Origin of the sequence: Vibrio quintilis, assembly GCF_024529975.1 — a bacterium.
Lineage (GTDB): Bacteria > Pseudomonadota > Gammaproteobacteria > Enterobacterales > Vibrionaceae > Vibrio > Vibrio quintilis.
In genome coordinates this window covers 1,767,759-1,789,974 of the sequence record NZ_AP024897.1, presented here as the reverse complement: position 1 = coordinate 1,789,974, position 22,216 = coordinate 1,767,759, and the positions used below count along the sequence as shown (strand labels likewise).

General features: G+C 45.3%; 19 protein-coding genes. 9 read left to right on the top strand and 10 right to left on the bottom strand.

Features of this window, described 5'->3' with window-relative positions:
* The first annotated feature begins 380 nt into the window (after positions 1-380).
* The 3 genes from mnmA to purB are packed head-to-tail and all read left to right on the top strand — an operon-like array spanning position 381 to position 3,604.
* Entirely contained in the window at positions 381-1,538 is a 1,158-nt protein-coding gene (gene mnmA / locus OC443_RS08485) for a tRNA 2-thiouridine(34) synthase MnmA (RefSeq protein ID WP_073585981.1), read from the top strand.
* Positions 1,539-1,555: 17 nt separating this feature from the next.
* Positions 1,556-2,173: a high frequency lysogenization protein HflD gene (gene hflD, locus OC443_RS08480; protein WP_073585982.1), complete on the top strand. Its 618-nt coding sequence runs from the start codon at positions 1,556-1,558 to the stop codon at positions 2,171-2,173.
* Between the two features lie 60 nt (positions 2,174-2,233).
* Complete coding sequence (purB, locus tag OC443_RS08475) at positions 2,234-3,604, top strand: adenylosuccinate lyase (protein WP_073585983.1); 1,371 nt, start codon at positions 2,234-2,236, stop codon at positions 3,602-3,604.
* A 112-nt stretch (positions 3,605-3,716) separates the two neighbouring features.
* Here purB and htpX read toward each other — a convergent pair whose 3' ends face one another.
* Positions 3,717-4,580 carry a protease HtpX gene (gene htpX / locus OC443_RS08470; RefSeq protein ID WP_073585984.1) on the bottom strand — a complete coding sequence of 288 codons (864 nt, stop codon included), beginning with the start codon at positions 4,578-4,580 and terminating at the stop codon, positions 3,717-3,719.
* A 315-nt stretch (positions 4,581-4,895) separates the two neighbouring features.
* Here htpX and OC443_RS08465 point away from each other — a divergent pair, with 315 nt between their 5' ends.
* The gene (locus tag OC443_RS08465; RefSeq protein WP_200796978.1) at positions 4,896-5,066 is read left to right on the top strand and encodes a hypothetical protein; all 171 of its coding nucleotides are present in this window, start codon (positions 4,896-4,898) and stop codon (positions 5,064-5,066) included.
* Positions 5,067-5,185: 119 nt separating this feature from the next.
* On the opposite strand, the gene bioD is transcribed toward OC443_RS08465, so the two are convergent.
* The 4 genes from bioD to bioB are packed head-to-tail and all read right to left on the bottom strand — an operon-like array spanning position 5,186 to position 8,893.
* The gene (bioD, locus tag OC443_RS08460) at positions 5,186-5,869 is read right to left on the bottom strand and encodes a dethiobiotin synthase (RefSeq protein WP_143169428.1); all 684 of its coding nucleotides are present in this window, start codon (positions 5,867-5,869) and stop codon (positions 5,186-5,188) included.
* Positions 5,866-6,678 (bottom strand): malonyl-ACP O-methyltransferase BioC, encoded by an 813-nt coding sequence (gene bioC / locus OC443_RS08455; protein WP_234976458.1) that lies wholly within the window; start codon positions 6,676-6,678, stop codon positions 5,866-5,868. Before bioC ends, bioD begins: the two co-directional genes overlap by 4 nt.
* On the bottom strand, positions 6,668-7,825 hold the full coding sequence (locus tag OC443_RS08450; protein WP_200796979.1) for an 8-amino-7-oxononanoate synthase: 1,158 nt from the start codon (positions 7,823-7,825) through the stop codon (positions 6,668-6,670). The genes bioC and OC443_RS08450 overlap by 11 nt, the downstream gene beginning before the upstream one ends.
* Before the next feature lie 15 nt (positions 7,826-7,840).
* On the bottom strand, positions 7,841-8,893 hold the full coding sequence (bioB, locus tag OC443_RS08445; protein WP_073585987.1) for a biotin synthase BioB: 1,053 nt from the start codon (positions 8,891-8,893) through the stop codon (positions 7,841-7,843).
* Between the two features lie 113 nt (positions 8,894-9,006).
* Between bioB and bioA the strand changes: the two genes are divergently transcribed.
* The gene (gene bioA / locus OC443_RS08440; RefSeq protein WP_073585992.1) at positions 9,007-10,287 is read left to right on the top strand and encodes an adenosylmethionine--8-amino-7-oxononanoate transaminase; all 1,281 of its coding nucleotides are present in this window, start codon (positions 9,007-9,009) and stop codon (positions 10,285-10,287) included.
* Positions 10,288-10,601: 314 nt separating this feature from the next.
* Positions 10,602-11,021, top strand: coding sequence for a hypothetical protein (locus tag OC443_RS08435; RefSeq protein ID WP_143169429.1), 420 nt, complete (start codon positions 10,602-10,604; stop codon positions 11,019-11,021).
* Between the two features lie 108 nt (positions 11,022-11,129).
* Here the strand turns inward: OC443_RS08435 and tnpA are convergent, their stop codons facing one another.
* The gene (tnpA, locus tag OC443_RS08430) at positions 11,130-11,588 is read right to left on the bottom strand and encodes an IS200/IS605 family transposase (protein ID WP_262021637.1); all 459 of its coding nucleotides are present in this window, start codon (positions 11,586-11,588) and stop codon (positions 11,130-11,132) included.
* Positions 11,589-12,218: 630 nt separating this feature from the next.
* The gene (locus OC443_RS08425; RefSeq protein WP_073583329.1) at positions 12,219-12,644 is read right to left on the bottom strand and encodes an Hsp20/alpha crystallin family protein; all 426 of its coding nucleotides are present in this window, start codon (positions 12,642-12,644) and stop codon (positions 12,219-12,221) included.
* Positions 12,645-13,510: 866 nt separating this feature from the next.
* On the opposite strand from OC443_RS08425, the gene OC443_RS08420 reads away from it, so the two are divergent.
* A complete protein-coding gene (locus OC443_RS08420) occupies positions 13,511-15,667 on the top strand; it encodes a DUF6055 domain-containing protein (RefSeq protein WP_073583327.1) in 2,157 nt (718 codons plus the stop codon).
* A 646-nt stretch (positions 15,668-16,313) separates the two neighbouring features.
* Complete coding sequence (locus OC443_RS08415) at positions 16,314-18,092, top strand: fibronectin type III domain-containing protein (protein ID WP_073583325.1); 1,779 nt, start codon at positions 16,314-16,316, stop codon at positions 18,090-18,092.
* A gap of 75 nt (positions 18,093-18,167) precedes the next feature.
* Here the strand turns inward: OC443_RS08415 and OC443_RS26305 are convergent, their stop codons facing one another.
* Entirely contained in the window at positions 18,168-19,640 is a 1,473-nt protein-coding gene (locus tag OC443_RS26305) for a methyl-accepting chemotaxis protein (RefSeq protein WP_083601626.1), read from the bottom strand.
* Complete coding sequence (locus OC443_RS08400) at positions 19,640-20,176, bottom strand: PAS domain-containing protein (protein WP_073583323.1); 537 nt, start codon at positions 20,174-20,176, stop codon at positions 19,640-19,642. The genes OC443_RS26305 and OC443_RS08400 overlap by 1 nt, the downstream gene beginning before the upstream one ends.
* A gap of 466 nt (positions 20,177-20,642) precedes the next feature.
* On the opposite strand from OC443_RS08400, the gene OC443_RS08395 reads away from it, so the two are divergent.
* A complete protein-coding gene (locus OC443_RS08395) occupies positions 20,643-21,641 on the top strand; it encodes a branched-chain amino acid aminotransferase (protein WP_073583321.1) in 999 nt (332 codons plus the stop codon).
* A gap of 42 nt (positions 21,642-21,683) precedes the next feature.
* Here the strand turns inward: OC443_RS08395 and OC443_RS08390 are convergent, their stop codons facing one another.
* Entirely contained in the window at positions 21,684-22,163 is a 480-nt protein-coding gene (locus OC443_RS08390; protein WP_073583333.1) for an NUDIX domain-containing protein, read from the bottom strand.
* Between the last annotated feature and the right edge of the window lie 53 nt (positions 22,164-22,216).

The window sequence follows — 22,216 nt, the reverse complement described above, 5'->3', positions numbered from 1 at the left end:
CAAGTATCTATTTAATGCAATTATATAACTTTGATTCAATAACAACGCCCATCACATTTAAGCAAACTTTTATTGAATGAGACCGACATTAATTTCGTGGTAAATAAAAGACGCTTGAACAAGCTTTGTCACCTTTGTCTTAAAAATGTACGCTATCGTTACAATTTTATACATTTTTCCATCGATTCAATTCATGATACTGACATTAAATTATAGACGATTTCTGAATATTATTTATTTATACCCAAGCAACCTGAAGATGCAGGATTCAGCGTACAGCCCGCAAAAAACGGTTACTCAAGATTTATTTCCCGGATCTGTCACCGGTTAAATCTTTCTGATAGAATTGCTCGCTTCTTTATGTAGGTGGTATCGATCTCATGTCAGAAAATCCAAAAGCAAACACACAGAAAAAAGTCATTGTAGGCATGTCAGGTGGTGTAGATTCTTCTGTTTCTGCTTACCTTCTTCAGCAACAGGGTTATCAGGTTGAAGGCCTGTTCATGAAAAACTGGGAAGAAGATGATGGCGAAGAATACTGTACTGCTGCTGAAGACTTAGCAGATGCGCAAGCGGTCTGTGATAAGCTTGGGATTCATTTGCATACCATCAATTTTGCTGCAGAGTACTGGGATAATGTATTCGAACACTTTTTAAGTGAATATAAAGCAGGCAGAACACCAAACCCTGACATACTTTGTAACAAAGAAATTAAATTTAAAGCATTTCTTGAGTTCGCTGATGAAGTTCTCGATGCCGACTATATTGCGATGGGGCATTATGTTCGCCGGACTTTTCCCGGAGACAGTGACACGAAACCACAGATGCTTCGCGGACGCGACAGCAATAAAGACCAAAGCTACTTTTTGTATACCTTAAGCCATCAGCAGATAAAGCGCAGTCTATTCCCGGTCGGAGAACTGGAAAAGCCGGAAGTCCGTAAAATTGCTGAAGAACAGGGCTTAATCACAGCGAAGAAGAAGGATTCGACAGGCATCTGTTTTATTGGTGAACGTAAGTTCACTGAATTTCTGTCCCGCTATCTGCCAGCTCAACCCGGAAAAATTGAGACACCGGAAGGGAAAGTAATCGGTGAGCATCAGGGTCTGATGTATCATACGCTTGGGCAGAGAAAAGGCTTACATATTGGCGGACAAAAAGGCGGTGGCGGTCATGAAGAGCCATGGTATGTTGCTGAAAAAGATTTAAAACGAAATGTTTTGATTGCAGTCCAGGGAGCCGGGCATCCTTTGCTGAAATCTGAAGGCTTGATCGCCACACAATTACACTGGGTTGATCGTCTTCAGGTTGGTGAACCCAGACAATGCACTGTAAAAACGCGCTATCGTCAGGAAGATATTCCCTGTACTATCATTCCCGCCGGTGAAGGTGCAGCCGGAGCAGACACACATCGCATCAAAGTTATTTTTGAGGATCCACAAGTTGCAGTCACACCAGGCCAATCTGCTGTTTTTTATGATGGAGATGTGTGTCTTGGTGGTGGTATCATCGAATCAAGAATTCCATTCAAAAAATAATCACTGAGGAGTTTTACGTGGCGAACACAATTTATGACCGGACTGTCGCATTTGCAGGTTTATGCCAGGCCGCTTATCTGGTGCAACAGGTTGCGAAAAACGGTCACTGTGACGAACACGCCTTTGAAACTTCAATTCGTGCCATTTTAAATATGAACCCGTCAAGTACCCTTGACGTTTTCGGCAATGAATCCAATCTGAAAACAGGTTTAAAATGCCTGGTCGGCGGGCTGGACAGCAGCCCGGCAGGAAATGAAATCACACGCTATGTTATCGGCCTGATGGCTCTGGAAAGAAAATTAAATGCCCGGCGCGATGCTATGTCTCAACTCGGTGACCGCCTTGACATGCTCGAACGCCAGACGGCACATTATGACTTGTTCGATGATCAAATGATCAGCAACATTGCCAGTATTTATCTGGATGTCATCAGTCCTATCGGACCCAGAATTCAGGTAACCGGAACCCCATCCGTGTTACAGCAAACAGCTAACCAGCATAAAGTCCGTGCCCTGCTCCTTTCCGGTATCCGCAGCACGGTACTATGGCGCCAGGTTGGCGGAAAACGTCGTCACTTAATCATTGGCCGGAAAAAAATGGTTGAACAGGCGAACATCCTTTTAGCCCGTATCTGACATACTATAATCAGGCGAACTTAATTCACTCAGGTATAAACTCAATTCAGGAGAAATAAAATGGAACTGTCAGCACTGACTGCTGTTTCACCGGTAGATGGCCGCTATGGAAGTAAAACGATTGCGTTACGCAATATCTTTAGTGAGTACGGACTCCTTAAGTACCGTACTATCGTTGAAATCCGCTGGTTACAGAAGCTATCTGAAACATCCGGTATCCAGGAAGTCCCTGCCTTCAGTCAGGAAGCCCATGATATTTTGAATCATATCGCGGCAAACTTTAATGAATCCGATGCGGCCCGAATTAAGGAAATCGAAAGCACAACCAATCATGATGTCAAAGCGGTTGAGTATTTCCTGAAAGAGAAAGTTGCATCACATCCTGAATTGAACACTGTGAATGAATTCATTCACTTTGCCTGTACTTCTGAAGATATCAACAATACCTCTCATGCTTTGATGCTGAAAGAAGCACGCGACACCGTCATTCTTCCGGAAATTCGCCGGATTATTGATGCAATTCGTGCATTAGCAGCTGAATACCGCGACATCCCATTACTTTCACGGACACATGGTCAGCCAGCTTCCCCGAGTACAATGGGTAAAGAAATGGCGAATGTGGCATATCGGATGGAACGTCAGTATCAGCAGATTGCTCAGGTTGAAATTCTGGCGAAAATTAACGGAGCTGTCGGTAACTATAACGCCCACCTGTCAGCTTATCCGGAAATTGACTGGCACCAGTTCAGTCAGTCTTTCATCACTGAATCGCTTGGCGTCAACTGGAATCCGTATACAACTCAGATTGAGCCACACGATTATATTGCTGAATTATTTGACGCAATTTCCCGCTTTAATACCATTCTGCTGGACTTTGACCGCGATATCTGGGGCTATATTGCTCTGGGTCATTTCAAGCAAAAAACCATTGCAGGAGAAATTGGCTCTTCAACCATGCCACATAAAGTCAACCCGATCGACTTTGAAAATTCCGAAGGGAACCTTGGCCTTGCCAATGCTATCTTTACTCACCTGTCGCAAAAGCTGCCGGTTTCACGCTGGCAACGCGATCTGACAGACTCAACTGTACTGCGCAATCTGGGTGTGGGTGTAGGCTACGCAGTCATTGCTTATACTTCCACGCTAAAAGGTATCAGCAAGCTTGAAGTCAACAAAGATGCATTACTGGCTGAACTGGATAAGAACTGGGAAGTACTGGCTGAACCGGTACAAACCGTGATGCGTCGTTACGGCATTGAAAAACCATATGAAAAGCTGAAAGAGCTGACCCGCGGCAAACGGGTTGATGGTGTTGCTATGCGTGAATTTATCGACAATCTTGCAATTCCTGAAGCAGAAAAGACCCGTCTGAAACAAATGACGCCAGCCAGCTATATCGGTCAGGCAATTGAGCTGACAGACAAGCTATAAGCTGTTTGAGCTTAAGACAAAACTTATTGAGACAAAATAAAAAGGCTTCCACACCGGAAGCCTTTTTCATACCTGACATCTGATACACAACAATCAAAAAATAAAAGCAGTATCACAACTGACGCAGCGCCTGAATTCGTTTATCCAGTGGCGGATGACTCATCATCAACTCAGTCAGAGAGCGTTTACCATTGATACCAAAAGCCATCATCGAGCCTTCCAGCTGCGGCTCATGGCTCATTTTCAAACGCTCCAGTGCTGCAATCATCTTCCCTTTACCGACCAGTTTGGCGGCCCCGGCATCGGCATGAAACTCACGGTGACGGCTGTACCACATTGTAATCAGGCTGGCCAGAATCCCGAAGACAATCTCCAGCACTATAGAAACCATAAAGTAAACCATCGGGTTCTGGCTCTCTCCTTCATCAGAATCACGCGAAGCTACCAGGCCTGCAACCACACGGGCAAGGAAAATCACAAAGGTGTTCACAACCCCCTGTAATAACGTCATGGTCACCATATCCCCATTTGCAATATGACTGATCTCATGCGCAAGCACCGCTTCAGCTTCATCTCTTGTCATATTATGCAAAAGCCCGGTAGATACAGCGACAAGGGAGTCATCGCGCTTTGCGCCTGTCGCAAACGCATTGATATCAGCTGAATCATAAATCGCAACGGTTGGCATCCCCACATTCACCTGCCCGGCCTGACGGCGAACGGTTTCGATCAGCCAGTGTTCGGTCTCATTTCTCGGGTTCTCAATCACAACACCACCGACAGATCTTAATGCAATCTTTTTCGACAGCAGCAAAGAGATAAATGATCCGCCAAAACCAAATACTGCGGCAAGCACCAACAAGCCTGACAAACTGCCGGGACGGATACCGGTCACAGCATAGACAATGTTCAGAACAACACTCAGCACCAGAATAACGGCAAGGTTCGTTGCCAGAAATAACAGAATTCGTTTCATAACCTTTCTCCTAAACAGAAACGATGATAATCATTTTTTATTTATCTTAACTCTCTTATTCATATAGTCATTCATAAAAAAAACAAGGTGAAGAAACAAATTGCAACATTTCATGACAACCGGATGCGGTCACCGGCTGAATGATGGTCTAAGATTTAGTGAATAAAGGGAGTCTGGCGGTCATGCAGATGTGTGATTACAATGGGAAAAGGCTATTCAACTTTAGTCGTATGTCCATTGTATAGTAGAGAAAAAGCGTCTAACTTTACTGAGCAGATGTTTTGCATAAAACAGAATACATAAGGATATATACACATGGAATCTAACAATTATCAAATGGCTATCGACTTGTTGCGTTGTCATCTGGGACTTTCCGAAGAGGAAGCGAAACAACAGTTGGGATTAACTCAACCATCAAATCCGGAAAAACAACCAGGCACAATGCAAACACACATTCCCTATCAGGCTTCGTCACTGTTGACGTAAAAGATTTCTGATTCAGGAAATGACAAAAAGAAACACCTGGCATTTCTGCTATATCTATCGGGACTAAAAAAAGGGGCTGAATTTCAGCCCCTTCATTTTCATTGATACAGAAGATCAGATTACCGTGAAAGCAATGGTTCAATATTAATATAACGCCCGAGCTCTTTACGCTTAGCACTGGGAACATACGGAATTTCACCCAGTTTAGGTGCGTCCAGAGTATTCTCCAGCTTTGCAATAATCTCTGCGTAATGCACGGTGCCCGGATTAATCCGGTTTGCAACCCAGCCTGCCAGATTCAAGCCGTCAGCCCGGATACTTTCAGCCGTCAGAATCGCATGGTTCAAACATCCCAGCGTAATACCAACAACCAGAATAACCGGCAGGTTTTCCTGCTTCACCCAGCTGGAGAGATAATCATGGTCCGACACAGGCACACGCCAGCCACCTGCCCCCTCAACCAATACAAAATCAGCCTGCTCTTTATGTTGAGATAATTTGTCACTCAACACATTAAAATCTATTGTGACGTTTTCGTAATTCGCTGCAATATGAGGCGATGTCGGCAGCTCAAGTGCGTACGGATTAACATCAGAATAATCAGTTTCGCAGGTCGCTACCTTCATCAGATGCAACGCATCGGAATTACGAAAACCATGCTCAGTTTTCTCACAGCCCGCAGAAATGGGTTTAAACCCAATCGTTTTTATATCCCTGGCCGCCATAGCCTGTAAAATCGCTTTTGATGCGACCGTTTTACCGACATCCGTATCTGTACCCGCGATAAATAATGCATCTATCATCGATGAATAGCTCCAAAACAAACCTGATAAGTAGCAGGAAGAAGACCTTCTTGATTCGAAAACGTTTGATATGCGGATTCAAGTTCCGTTAACACCCGGCGACTCACACCACCAGTGCCTCTCTCATCCACATGCGTAGCCCCGATGCCTTTCAAATCTTTCATCAGTGCTAACGCAGAATCATACCAAAGTCTGATTGAGCGTAAGTCTATCTGATATCGATCACATTCAGCTTGCGCTAACGCAATTTTTACTTGATTCTGAGAGATAAACCGGTTGACGTGCTGGCCGGAATCAACAACCTGCCAGGCTTGTCTCAACTCATCCAGAGACCCTTGAGTCAACGTAGAAAAAACACCCTGCCCGCCTGGTTTAAGCACTCTTTTGATCTCTTTTAAAGGCACGGATAAAGATTTACACCACTGCAACGCTAAATTAGAGAACACAAAATCAACGCTGTTATCAGGTAAACACAAAGCTTCCGCATCACACAGATGATAATGCATCTTCTGGTCACCACATCGCTGCCGGGCTACATCCAGCATCGACGATGATAAGTCAATACAGATCACTTCCGCACCACGTGCTTTTAGCTGTTCAGAGAAGTAACCAGTGCCGCATCCCACGTCCAGAACCACATAACCCTGCAGATCAGCCGGTAATCCGGCCAGTAAAATATTGCCTGTATCACGCTGAAATGCAGCATGTTGATCATAATGCCGGGCAGCCCGGCTGAATGCATGAGCAATGGCCTGCTTACGCTCTGAAGCAGCTTGCTCCGGGAAAAAATGCTGAATATTATCTCTCACAGGAAGCCTCAATTGATTCATTCAGTGCCGATGCCAGCTGATGAATTTGAATCTCTGTATGATTCACGGTTAATGTAATTCTCAGTCTTGCCGTCCCTTCAGGTACCGTCGGCGGACGAATCGCCCCCGGCCAGAAGCCTTTCTCTCTCAGCACGGCAGCTGAGGTTTGCAAACACGCTGTCTCACCGAGGATCAGCGGCTTAATCGGCGTCGGCGTCCGGACATATCCGGCAAAAGGCGAAAAAGCTTCATCGTAGCACTGCTGTAAATACTGTAACTTATCCCGGCGCCATTGCTGCGTCTGAATCATATGAACCGCATGACAGAGAGCATGTGCCTGAGACGGCGGTATCGCCGTAGAATAAACATGATGACGGGCAAACTGAGTGAGATAATCACCGGTAGTTTTGTCACATAACAAAGCGGCACCAGATAACCCAAATGCTTTCCCAAAAGTGACCAGCAGCAGATCGGCTTTCACCTGACCGGCAGCACAGCTACCTGAACCGTCAGCCCCCACGACACCAATACCATGCGCATCATCAACCATCATCAGGGCCCGGTTTGTCGTCAGTTCCCGGATAGCTTTCAAAGGTGCATGATCACCATCCATACTGAAGACACCTTCGGTTACCACAAAGCAGGCATCATCCGGCGTTATCAGCTGCTGAAGATGTGTCATATCATTATGCCGGAAACGCTTCATTCTGGCCGGGCATAAAGCGCCCGCTTCCATCAGCGATGCATGATTCAGCCGGTCCTGCAATAACACATCATCCTTATTCAACAGTGAAAACAGAACGGCCTGATTGGCACTGAATCCGGATGAGAACAGAATAGCCCGCTCATAACCAAGCCACTCACACAACCTGGCTTCCAGCGACCGGTGCGGCTTTTGAAATCCGGTCACCAGCGGTGACGCAGCACTACCGCAGCCATAGCGGGACAGACCATCCTGCCAGGCAGCTGCTAACTCAGGATCCGTCGCCAGTCCTAAATAATCATTCGAAGAAAAGTTCAGATATTGCCGGCCATTGAGCGCCAGCATGTCACCCTGCTTTCGTTCGAACGAAACCATCGTCCGGTCCAGACCATTGGCTTTTCGCTCACTCAGAGCCTGAGCTATGCGTTGTTCAAATATTGTCATCATTCACGCAGACAGTTAAAGACTGGCTTCATAGAACAGATCATCTTCAGAAGGACGCGCGGCAACCCGCTCAACGACACGTTCCATCAATTCATTTTCCTGAATTTCATCAGGCTTCTGCACCACCTGCTGGCTGTTAATTCCCAGCTTACGGAATAACAACATATCGGCATCTTCTGCCGGATTTGGCGTCGTCAGCAGTTTGCAGCCATAGAAAATGGAATTTGCTCCGGCCATAAAACACAATGTCTGCATCTGTTCATTCATCTGCTCCCTGCCGGCAGAAAGACGAACAGCGGACTGTGGCATCATAATCCGGGCAACTGCGATCAGACGGATGAAGTCAAACGGTTCAACATCATCAACTTCTTCCAGCGGTGTACCCTTTACCTTCACCAGCATATTAATCGGCACACTTTCCGGCTGAACCGGTAAATTCGCCAGCTCGACCAGCAAACCCGCACGGTCATTCACACTTTCACCCATGCCGATAATCCCGCCGGAGCAGATTTTCATTCCGGCATCCCGGACATGTGACAAAGTATCCAGACGGTCCTGATAAGTCCGTGTCGTAATGATATTGCCGTAAAATTCAGGTGACGTATCCAGGTTATGGTTATAATAATCCAGCCCTGCATTCGCTAATTCATTTGCCTGTTCAGGGGTTAACATTCCCAGAGTCATACAGGTTTCCAGTCCCATGTCTTTGACACCGGAAATCATTTGTTTCAGGTAAGGCATATCCCGTGCTTTCGGGTTCTTCCAGGCCGCGCCCATACAAAAACGGGTCGAACCGGATGACTTCGCTTTCTTTGCAGCGTCAAGCACCTGCTCGACTTCCATTAACCGTTCTTTTTCTACATCAGTTCGGTAATGCGCGCTCTGAGGACAATATTTACAATCTTCCGGACATGCGCCGGTCTTAATTGAAAGTAAAGTACTGACCTGAACATAATTATGAGTTTGATGCTGACGGTGAACCTGCTGAGCTTCAAACAACAAATCCATGAATGGCTTATCGAGTAATGCATTCACTTCAGCCACCGTCCAGTTATGACGAACTTCCACGTGTAATCCTTTTTTATTCTGATAAGACTTTGCTTGGATAGTCTAAAGAGAAACGTTAGACTGTCAACAACAAGAACAATCAAAAGTTTACAAGAGAACAAAAAGTGAACAGTATCGATTTAGAATTTGACCGAAATCATATTTGGCATCCATATACTTCTACCGTAAACCCGCTGACCTGTTATCCCGTAACCAAAGCTTATGAAAATAAGATTTGTCTTGAGAGCGGAGAAGAGCTGATTGATGGCATGTCTTCCTGGTGGTCAGCCATTCACGGATATAATCACCCGGAACTCAATACCGCAGCAGAAACCCAGCTGGGACAAATGTCCCATGTGATGTTCGGTGGCCTCACCCATCAGCCTGCAATTTCTCTGTGTAAACAGCTCGTCGATTTAACACCACCTTCGCTGCAGCATGTTTTTCTGGCTGATTCAGGCTCAGTCGCTGTTGAAGTGGCGCTGAAAATGGCCATGCAATACTGGCACAGCCGGGGTGAGACACGCCCGCATTTTCTGACACTGAGTCACGGCTATCACGGTGACACATTCGCTGCGATGTCCGTCACTGATCCGGACAATTCCATGCACAAAATATACAAAGGATTTCTGCCGGAGCACTTCTTTGCCCGTTCGCCGCAAACCGGCTTCCGGGATGAATGGAATCCGGATGATCTCAGTGACTTCCGCGCTCAGTTAGCACAACACCATGCAACAATTGCCGCCGTGATTCTCGAACCGATCGTTCAGGGCGCTGGTGGTATGCGGATTTACCACCCGCAATTTCTGTATGAAGTCCGCCAGCTATGCGATAAATTCGGTATTCTGCTGATTCTGGATGAAATTGCCACCGGGTTTGGCAGAACCGGCAAACTGTTTGCCTGTGAACACGCAGATATTGAACCGGACATTCTGTGCGTGGGGAAAGCCCTGACCGGCGGATACATGACACTGTCTGCCACCTTAACCACACAGCACATTGCCCGGACGGTCTGCGAAGGTGAAGCGCAGTGTTTTATGCACGGTCCGACCTTTATGGGGAACCCGCTCGCCTGTGCCGTTGCATCGGCAAGCATGCGTCTGATTCAGCAGGGTCACTGGGCTGAACAGGTTAAAAATATCGAATCTGTCTTTTCCCGGACCCTGCCGGCACTGACTCAATACGATATGGTGAAGGAAGTTCGCTGGCTTGGTGCCATTGGCGTGATTGAAACCGTTCGTCCGGTGAACATGGAAACAATTCAGTCCCTGTTCGTCCGGCACGGCGTCTGGATTCGGCCGTTTGGCAAACTCATCTATATGATGCCGCCTTATATCACGCCACCTGAAGACTTATCTCAGCTGATTCACGCAGTGGAGACGGCATTACAACAGCCAGACTGTTTTCTGCCATAGCAGCAAAACCTGTGTTTCTGATCGCACAACGCCGCAGGCAGACTGAAAAGCAAACAAGCTCAGGAATGACATCCTTTGCCAACATAATTTTTCATATGAGCTTTCAGTTCATCTCACGATATTCAGGCGATGTTCATCCCTGAAAACGCATAAAATAGTCCCGGATTCAGATAGTCCGGGCATTTTTTGTCGATATGCTTGCATGGTTTTCACCAGCAAACCGTGACCACCTGATATAACCAAATCATCCCAAAACAGGTTATCCGGAAAAATACCGCGGGTATCACCACTTTTATTCAGTAAAGGTCTGTAAGATGCTAAAAGAAATGACATATTCGGGTTATGAGATATTAGATACCTCTTTTTCACTGAGCGACAACATCCAGAAAAATTGTTTTTATCAGTTTCAGATCCGGCCTGCAGATGAATTCAAGTTTCTGGAAATTTTTGATCGCAGCAAAGAACATACACATAACGAAATTTCGATCTTATTTCATGCTTTCGTGCAGGGATTCAGCTACAACGGAAACACGCCCCTCTATACTTTAAAGATCAATTATCTGATCCGTTTTATGCTCAGTAAAAACCGGTTTGTAGAAAAGCAGCTGATCAATCATCATTTTCCCTTCTTCATGCGCTTTGCACACCATGCCGCCAAATCACTGATTGATTCAGTTCTGATGTATAACGCCATTCCTGGAACCTTACGTCCAGATCCGGGGAATACAGACTAAAAAAAGAATCCTCCGGCATAGCCGGAGGTTTTTCATATGCGCCTATAAGGCTCTCCTACCAGCAGCGCCCTAGCAGGCGCATAGTGATCTGACATTTGCATATTACTATTACTTACGGCCCGTAAACGGGCTACCTGAATATGGGATCGACAGCTGCTCTCCCAATTTATCCTGTTCTAACTGGTGTTGGATGTAATTTTGGATCTTGCCGGTATTTTTACCTACCGTATCCACATAATAACCTCGACACCAAAATTCACGATTACGATATTTGAACTTCAAATCTCCAAATTGCTCATATAACATCAAGCTACTTTTTCCTTTTAGATACCCCATAAATCCTGAAACGCTCATCTTTGGTGGTATTTCCAAAAGCATGTGGACATGATCTACACAGCATTCTGCCTCAACAATGTTCACATTTTTCCATTCACATAATTTTCGCAGTATTTCACCAACTGCTCTGCGTTTTTCACCATAGAACACCTGCCTTCTATATTTCGGGGCGAATACTATGTGATATTTACAATTCCATCGAGTGTGCGCTAAGCTTTTTTCGTCCCCCATTGGGACCCCCTTTCAATTTTTGTTTAACTCTTGTAGTTGCCAGACCACAAGATATTTCTAACAAATTGAAAGGGGTTTTATAACTGACTTATAGCTGTAAGCTTTACGGAACCCCCAGCCTAGCTGGGGGTTTTCTATCCACAAAAAGAGCTTCTCCGGTTGAGAGAAGCTCTTTGGGTTAAGCCAAACATGACGTTGTCAGATTTTTATCTGATTCAAATTTATAAACTCACCGGATATGAAGCAAGAAATCAGCCAGCTTATTGTTATCGGCCAACATTTGTCAGGGTGAAGAAAAACCATTGTTTCCCCTGAAAAAATTCTGGGGCTCGTTGTTTGTCATACTTTATCCACACATCAAACCACGTAAAGTGCCATTAGAAATGCACCATAAGAATACATGAAAGCACTCATATATACCCAAACAACCTGAAGATGCAGGTTGCTTGGGTATAATGCATATTGATGATTAGGGCTTACTGACTGCTTTAGCAAAAGTGGTCCCAGGATAAATAACAATAAAAAAGCGGTGTATGCACATCACCGCTTTTCAATTTCACCAGGGTCTGTTGACCTTAAAAAAATATGGCCGTAAATCACAAAGTAACATCACACCGGACAGTACCAGCACTAGCTGATTTCTACATGATGTGCTTCGCCGGACCTGGTAGATTCCAGCTTAGGCACCACCACAACCAGTACGCCATCTTCAAACTCAGCATAAATATCTTTCGGGTCGATATTTTCACTCAGATTAAAGCTACGCATAATTTTTCCTTCAAAGCGCTCCTTATGAATGATTTTGTTCTCATCCGTCGCTTCTTCACTCCTGATCGTTGAAGCTTCAATGGTCAGCGTATTGTCATGACATGTCACCGAAATATTTTTCTTTTCAACACCCGGCAAATCAGCAATGATTTCAAACGCCGTATCTTTCTCAAGAACATCGACTTTGGGTGAGAAAACCCCGGCACCAGACACAGATCGTATTGATGGAAATGCATGGTCGAAAAAACGATGGAAATCAGACCATGAGTCACGTGGGATTAAGCTCATTTTACCCTCCTGTCTATCATTTCCTGACTCATTGTAAGTGTAGAACTCTCCCTTACTGATAATTAAAAAACTTAATGAAATTTGACTTAAATCAAAGTATTTTTTCAAGCCAGATTTTCTCCGGCAAACCGAAAAGTACCTTCACGAAGATACCGTATCACATAAGATTTATCCCCCAGTGAGTATACTGATATTTTAACAGGCAGGCTCATGGCATATAGAAACAAGCAATAATAAATCATGTGGTTTTAATTATATAAATATCAGATTTCATCTTAATTCAAAAATAAAACGTATTGTGATATCAAAAATCATAATTTATAAATCATAAAAAATAATAAACAGCCGCATAAAAATATTTCAGATTCAATATTCATTATGGACTATTTTCGTTAACATCAAATATATCAACCATACAAAAAAATTCAAATCCCCTGTAACCCGAAACAGTCCGGCACCTGACTGAAGTGTCACAGTCGACAGTTAAAAAAACTGAACAATTGCATTAAATATCATCACCTTAAATAAAACACCATCTCGTAAACGTATCAACCTTATTTGATAATAAAAAAACTAAGTGATAACATTAACACATAACTATTAATTATATTACTAACTTAATAAACATCTGCAGGCCGTGCCATAGTTATTTGATAGAGAATAAAATAAAATCATAAATCACATTCAATATGTGCAGACGCTGTCTTCACAAAAATCAGTATAATTTTTATTTCATAATGAAAGGGAAAGAAAAACCTTCCCCGGTGAGATATTTATTGTAAAGACCGCGTCATTTTTACGTCAGAATAAATATTAAACTGAAAATATTTAAAAAAGAATATGATTCATATTTCAGGAGAACATCAATGGAAATAAGCAGGAAACAGATGCTCGTCCCGGTACTCTCAGCAGTCATCGCGACAGTACCGGCCTGGGCAGCGCATGCCGCGATCTCCCTTACCGGGAATGCCGGCGACAGTCAGGTTAGCCTGAGCTGGAGTGATGCAGGAACGGGGTCGGTGTATCAGGTGTATTATGATACCGACAGTAATCCGGCCGGGCGTGTCCGTCTGAGCAGCCTTTCATCATCAGAGCATGCTTACACAGCCTCCGGTCTGCAAAACGGCACCCCTTACTGGTTCTGGATTAAATACAAAGACAGTTCAGGAAAACTGGTGAATTCAAACTCGTTTTCCGCGACGCCGGTTTCAGCCAGCAGTGGCAGCGAGGATACTTCAGATACATCCTCAGATTCTTATGCCGCCAGCCTCTCTTCTGAATGGCAGGGCGGAAATGAGCAGGGAAATACCTATTCCTGCGTCAGCGGCACATGGCAAACACCATCAACAACCGGTGACACCGGTCAGCCACTCCGTATCGAGAGTGAGCACTTTTCTGCTTACTGGGCCGACGGCACCAACATCACCACATCGAAAGCACAGACAGCACTAAACACGCTGGAAACCATCTGGACCGCCTACTTCGGCCGGATTAAATTTAAAGAACCTTATTGTGAATCCAGCCAGAAATATAAAGCTACCGTTCACTTTGGTAACAGTTTCGGGCTCACCGGAGGTGGCTGGTACAAAGACGGACACCGCCTGATGGGGATGTGGGTCGGACCTGCCACTGCGTCAGATAAATGGGGACTTGCCCACGAATTTGCTCATGGCGCACAATATATGGTCACCGCATTTCCCGGCTGTAGTGGCGTTGGATGCTGGATCCATGAAAGCCATGCAAACTGGATGGCACATCAGATGTTCCCGGAAAATGTTCACTGTAGTGAAATGCAGGTCAACATGCCTCACCTTCATTACGGAAACAGCCGGACCCGTTACTGTAACTGGCAGTTTATGGAATATCTGAAAGATAAGTTCGGCATTGGTGTCGTCGGAAAAATGTGGTCATCACCGACAACCAACAAAGATGAATGGCAAAAACTGATGCAGAATCAGGGCTGGGATATCAGTAAGCTGAATGATGAATTCGGCGACTGGGCGATGCATAACGTCACCTGGGACTATCTTGATATCAACGGCACGAACCGGGGCGCATTTTTCAGACAGGCTTATGGCGCTGTTGATCAGGCACCGGGGGCGAATACCCAACGTCGTCTGCGCCTGACACAGTTAGAAACCCTGAATTCAGACTGGAAAACCAACCACCGCTTTGTTTCACCCTACTACTGGGCACCTCAGCGCTGGGGTTACAACATCATTCGCTTGTATCCGGAATCCGGAGCATCAAAAGTCACGGTGAAATTCCGGGGCGTGGTCCAGCAGAATGCAAACTCTGACTGGCGCTGGGGTCTGGTTGCCACAGACAGCCATCTTGACTCACCAAGATACAGCACCATTCAGCGTGGTTCTGATAATCAGGCTTCTGTCTCCATCAATTCTGGTGATGAAGTGTATCTGGTTGTCATGGCAACACCGTCTGAGTACCAGAAAATTCTGTGGGCAAGACACGTATCAGATGGCACACCTTATCCGTCGATTTACCGTTATCCGTATATGGTTGAACTTCAGGGCGCATGGCCTGACGGCTTTAAAAATGGTTCGAAAGACAGCTGTCCTTCCGGCACAGTGCGTCACAGTAATGGTGGAGGTTGTGCGACAACAAGTACACCATCTTCGGTTTATGTTGGCCCATACGCCAAAGTTCTGGGCGGTACGGTCACCGGCAACAGCCGTATAGAAGATCACGCCACCATTATTCATGGTAACGTCAGCGGTAACAGTACTGTCGGCGGGCTGACTCTGCTGGGTTCAGCAAGTAATATGCCGTATTCCTGGTATCATACGTTCAACGTGCAAGACAATGCGACAGTCAAATCAACGTTCTATCCGATGGGATGGTTTGGCGATAAAACTGCCGGCGGCAGCGCGACATTACTGGGTGATCTGGAATATTACTCCGATAAGTATTCCAACTTCTTCTACGGTTTAGTCAATGACAGCTGGAGTGGCGACAGTTCAATCAATGATGTAACTGTCCAGCCGCCTTATAGCTGGCGTTAACACTGACCAGAAAATCACAGTTCAAACTCATCAACCAGGCCAGCGACAAATAATATGACGCTGGCTTTTTTCCGGATAAAAAAAGTAATTCAATCAAAATTGATATTAATATAAATGAAGCATTATATTAATATCAGGTCATATAAATAATCAGAAAAATTGTCATTATCAAAAACAGACCCTGCCTGTTATTGAATTCATCCCGCAAAAAATATTCATTTTAAAATTGATTATATCAACAATTTTAATCTTAATAATCAATTGGTTATAAAGAAAAGATGTTAGTAATAAAATTATTTGTGACACAGTTAAAAAACACAATAGAAACTCATGGCACAAAATCATCAGATATCAAATAATGCCTTCAAATGATCATTTACTCATTAGATAAAAAATAAACAAAAATCATAAAAATTAAAATAACAACTTTACAGAAATGAATGAAACACAAATAAACGCATTCAATTGATAAGTCTGCAAATAGATAATGAAAAAAAACCGACCACACTTTTAATTAAAATAATTTAATCAGTTTTCATTATTAACAGTTATATATTGATAGTTTGCATGTTTTATATTCAGACAACCAGAAGAAGCCGGTTGTTTGAGTATATCCATTCAATGATTCAAACGTCAGGAGGGTTTGATGAAAATCAACCAAAAGAAATTTGTAATTCCGGCATTAACTGCTTTAATTTCTGCTGCATCAACAGGTGCCTGGGCAGCAGATGCGCTGACACTGGCCGGTAGCGCCGGCAACAAGTCTGTCGTGCTGGCATGGACAGATCCCGGTTCAGGTTCTTCCTATCAGGTATATTACGATACGGATAGTTCACCATCAGGACGCAAGCGCCTGGCTGTACTTCCATCAAATGAGATGAACTACACCGCTTCCGGCCTGAAAAACGGCCAGGAGTACTGGTTCTGGGTGAAGTATAAAAATACCGGCGGCCAGTGGGTCAGCTCGGATGCAATCAGCGCAAAACCATCAGGCAGCGCCGTCAGCCCGGTTGTACTGACCGGTGAAGCTGCGAATCAAAAAGCCAGCCTTCACTGGACAGATTCAAAAGCCGGCACGGGTTATCAGGTTTACTATGATACAGACAGCAACCCGGCAGGCCGGACCCGGCTATCGACAGTTTCCCCCGGTACATTTGATTACACCGCAAGTCATCTTAAAAATGGCAAAGACTACTGGTTCTGGGTGAAATACACCGACAGCAAAGGTAAAACAGCCAACTCGAATGGCTTCCATATCAAACCTTCTTCTTCATCAGGTTCATCAAATAATGCCGTCGATCCGAATGCAACCGTTGTTGATTCAGCCAGCGAACTGCTTTCAGCGGTGAAAAACGCCAAAGCAGGTGAAACCATTTATCTGCGTGGCACAACTTACTACTTTGAATCTCCGGTTAAACTGACAAAATCAGGCAGTTCATCGAAGAAAATCACCCTGAGTAAATATCCGTCAGACAGCACCCGTCCTGTCCTTGATTTCTCTGCCATGTCAGAGAAAGGCAGCAACCGCGGTATCGAGCTTAAAGGTAACTACTGGCACATTTACGGCATCGATGTCCAGAAAGCCGGTGATAACGGGATGCACATTACAGGCTCTTACAATACGGTTGAGTTTTCCACCTTCTCCCGGAATGCCGATACCGGTCTGCAACTGGACAGCGGTGCAAGCCATAACCTGATTAAGAACGTTGACTCTTACTACAACGCAGACTCTTCACTGGAAAATGCAGACGGTTTCGCCGCGAAACTGGGCATTGGTGACGGAAACCGCTTCTATGGCTGTCGCGCGTGGAATAACCTCGATGACGGAATTGATGGTTATTTACGTGGTGCAAACAACGTGACAACCACCTATGAAAATACCTGGGTGATCCGCAATGGTTATCTGGAAAACGGTAAGCTGGGTAAAGGTGATGGAAACGGCTTTAAAACCGGTGGCAGTGACGATAAGAAACTGAAACATAACGCAATTTACATCAACACAATCGCTGCAGGAAATGCGGAAGACGGTTATGATCACAACAGTAACCGCGGCAACATTACTATTTACAATTCAGTCGCTTATAAAAATGGCCGCAATATTGCCTTTAGCAGTAAAAACGCTGCCGGTCGTCTGGAAATCAAAAATACGATTTCTTACGATTACGAAAAATCAAAAGATAAGTATAGCGCCGGCAAAACAGATATTTCCCATAACAGCTGGCAAAATGGTCACTCTGTATCCAGCAGTGACTTCAAGAGCATGGACATCAACCAGCTTCTCAGACCAAGGAAATCTGACGGCAGCCTGCCGGATGTTGATTTCTTCCACCTGAAAAACGGCAGTGATCTGATCAATGCCGGGACAGATGTCGGTGTGACATACAAAGGTTCTGCGCCTGACATCGGTGCATTCGAAGCGAAATAATCACAACATCAGGATTATTTTCACTTCAGTGAAGCCAGCCAGCATTATGCTGACTGGCTTTTTTTAATCCGGGCTTTAACCGTATTTCTCCGACATCATATCAGTGATACATTGCACCACCCCCCGACTGGCCTGCTCCGCTTGTCCGGCCAGCCCGATCAGCTCATTAAAAACGGCTTCATCTGCAATCCAGTCTTTCTGTACCAGCACCATTGCAGCATGCACATTTTCATGTACAGAGGCATGATAACTCTCCAGTCGCCGGTAGGCGGCAAGATTATCGAAACTGCTCTGCCCTTCCCCTTCGTAATACCAGCGGCCCAGCCGACAATGAAAATGATCAACTTTAACAGAGTCTGCTTCCGGTCCGGCGCCGTTATGTTCCAGTCCGACATAACTGTTTTGCATGTAAATCACATGATCTAATTTCACCAGCGATGAGAAGGATAAATCTTTCGTTTCATGCATCAGCTCAATGGTCTGCTGCGCAGCATTCGCAACCCGGTCAAAGTTAGTATGAAAACTATTGACTTCAACATTGATATCTTTGGTACTCTGATTAACTGCCAGCGTTTCAGACACCACTTCCTCAATCTGGGAAGTCAGATTGGTAATAATCTCGCCGATTTCAGCCGTTGACCCGCGGGTCCGGTCCGCCAGCGAGCGAACTTCATCAGCCACAACGGCGAATCCCCGTCCGACTTCTCCGGCACGGGCAGCTTCAATCGCAGCATTCAACGCCAGCAAATTGGTTTGCTCAGCAATATCTGTGATCACTTTAATCGTATCGGCAATCCGGACACTTTCCTCTCCCAGCGACTTCGCTGTTTTCTCCATCGAAGACATTCTGACATTCATGTCACCAAACGAATTCCGGATTTGGCCAACAACCTCCCGGCTGTGCTCTGCACCATCGCGGCTCTCCCGGGCAAGTTCCAGAACATCATCCATTTTCCCCGATAAAGTCACCAGCTCCTGCTGATTACTGGTCAGATTATGTAACAGATTTGAAGTATTCAGCTGATGCAGCTCACCCTTAAGCTTATTCTCACGGGAATAAATGTGCGCCTGCTTCATCGCATCTAACGCTTCATTCACTCCGCTCAAAGACTGACCGAACTCACCGGGCAGTCCCGTAGTCAATCCTCTGCGGTGAAACTGCCGCTGGCCCGCCCGTTCAAAGCTGTTGGATAACTCTTTAAAGTTCGTTTCCACAATATCCAGAAAATCATTCAGTGCCCACGCAACATAGCCAACTTCCCCCAACCCTTTGGTCTGCGTGATTCTGACGTGAATATTACCGGTTTTTGCCTCATCCAGTGCCTGGCGAATCTCTTCAAGCACATCCAGAGGGGCTGAGAAATCCCGGTATGAGTAGATAATAAAAACAATCACCAAAACCAGAAAAACCAGACTCACCACACTAAATCCATTTGCAAACAGGCTGATTCCGGTAAACATGATAGCCATGACGGTAAATACCGCACAGATAATAAAATATTTCTGTTTGATAAATAATGTATTACGACTGACATGTGGCATATTCATCATTCACCTCCCCTCTGATGTTTGTCATACAGACGTAACACAAACTCTTCATAACCCATCTGATATTCAGACTGAATAAACTCATTCATCCATAGCCAGGAAGCTTCCGGCGCCCTGCTCCGGTCAACAGCCCGCTCTTGTTCCAGCATCTGACGATAGATGTCAATCATTTCATCTTTGGCCTGTCCGGGTGCATAACGGCGCACAGAAAAAAATCCAGCCACTTTATGATTCAGATAATCCGGCGTCACATTAGCAAAGACCCAGTAATAATTTTTATCAGCGGTGTAGTTTTTAATAAAACCAAAAAATTCCGAGCCTGATTTTAATGTCTTCCACAAACCGTAAAACACACCTCTGGGCATGTCAGGATGACGGATGATATTATGATCATGCCCCAGTAAATCCTGCTCGGAATAATTCGCAACCCGCATAAAAACCCGGTTGGCATAAGTAATCTTCCCCTGAATATCTGTCTTGGTGATAATCAGTTCATCTTTCCCGAGACTGATTTCATTTTCTGCTGCTGAATACATCTCACATCCCTCTGACCAGTTTTCAGACAATTAATAAAAACTATATGTCATATGACTCATCTATCAAGGTGATGCATTTCAAAATGTTTCATAAAATAAAATGGTAAAGGAAATCGGGACATGCCCGGAAGTCTTCTGACCCGGATAAGGCACGGAGTCTGCCTTGTATACCCAAACAGTCTGAAGATGCATGATTCAGGTTGCTTGGGTATATAAAAGCACGAACAAATCGCTGCAAAAATAGACCTGAAAGGTCAACAGCCCATAACATAAGTATCGATAAATACAAATGAACATGATATAAAAGATTGAAATACCCTTCATATTTAAAGCTTCAGCCAGGTTCACAGTGTTCTCTTACCCTATAATTCAGGTGATCAGAACCTGAGGGCTTTTTCTGCTCACCTTGCTGCAACTCCGGTTATCTTGGGTATAAGGTCAAATTGATAAGGAGTAAAAAAAATCCATGGCTGCATTCGGAAAAAATATTTTACCTGAAATGGTCATTGCATCTTTTGAAAACGGACAATGGAATGAACCGGTGTTCGCACCATCAGACCGTCTGGAACTGCATCCCGGAGCACATGTGCTGCACTATTCAAGCACCTGCTTTGAAGGTTTGAAAGCTTTCCGCCATGAAGACGGCGGCGTCTTCATTTTCCGCCCGGATGCCAATGTAAAAAGAATGGCGCAGTCCAGCCGTTTATTGCGCCTGCCAGAAGTCAACGAAGATCAGCTGTTTAAGATGATTACAGACCTGGTGGCCCGTTTCGCTGATGATGTTCCTCTTCCTCCGGGCTCGCTGTATATCCGCCCTGTACACATGGGCTCTGAAGCAGCAATTGGTGCTGCGGCATCGCCATCTGCATCTTCTTTACTGTATGTTCTCATTTCTCCGGTCGGCGACTATTTCAGTGGTGATTCCTCAACACTGCGCGTCCTGCTGAAGGAAGATGGAATGCGTTCTGCCCCGCACATGGGCATGGTGAAATCCGGCGGTAACTACGCCAGTGCCCTGGGTCCGATTCTGGATGCCAAAGCACAATATCAGGCCGATCAGATTCTGTTCTGCCCGGATGGTCATGTTCAGGAAACCGGCGCGGCGAACTTCATTTTCATTCAGGGTAATGAGCTGCTGACAAAATCTCTGGACACCAGCATTCTTCACGGCGTCACACGCGATTCGATCCTGACGCTGGCCAAAGACTGTGGCATTAAAGTGGTTGAAAAAGACCTGACTGTGGAAGAGCTGCTTGAGCGCTCGGCCCGCCCGGATGCAGAAGCCGCATTATCCGGCACGGCAGCGGTACTTGCTCCTGTCGGGACATTTATCCACGAGGACAAAGAATACACCGTTGGTTCCGGCCAGACCGGGGAAAAGACCCGTCAGCTACGACAACTACTGTGTGATATTCAGGCCGGAAAAGCCGAAGATAAGCATCACTGGCTGAAAAAAGTCAATTAATTTCCCCGGATTAAAAAGGGCTGGTGACTTCACCGGCCTTTTTTAAAGATGATTCGTCTCCTCATCATTCCCCTGCCGGTAACTCCCGAGGTGGACAGAAAACTGCTTCGCTGCTATCAGTTCAACCAGCTCAGCGATATCCGCCGGATAGGTTCTGAGTTCTGCTAAGCGACTGACCGGTACCCATTCGACATGCTGGATAAAGGCTTCATCATTTAAACCCTTCAGGTTATCGGTATGTGGTTCACCGGAAAAATGTGTAACATGATAGAAAAACTCAGCATTGTAGCGTTGTGGCGACGCTTCCAGAAATTCCCGGACACAAATCAGCTCCCCGGCTTCAATCTCTATCCCGGCTTCTTCCCTGAACTCCCTTCGCAGACATTGCTTCGTGCTGAGATCGCCTGCTTCAAACCCACCGCCGGGCGGAATCCAGTACTCCCCGGTTGAATCCTTCACTTTCACCAACAATACAGACGCATCAGAAATAAGAATTCCCGCGGCGCGAATACGGTGCTCCATCATTGAATTTCCCGAATCTTTTTTCACATGTACGGCCTATATTGAAGAGATGG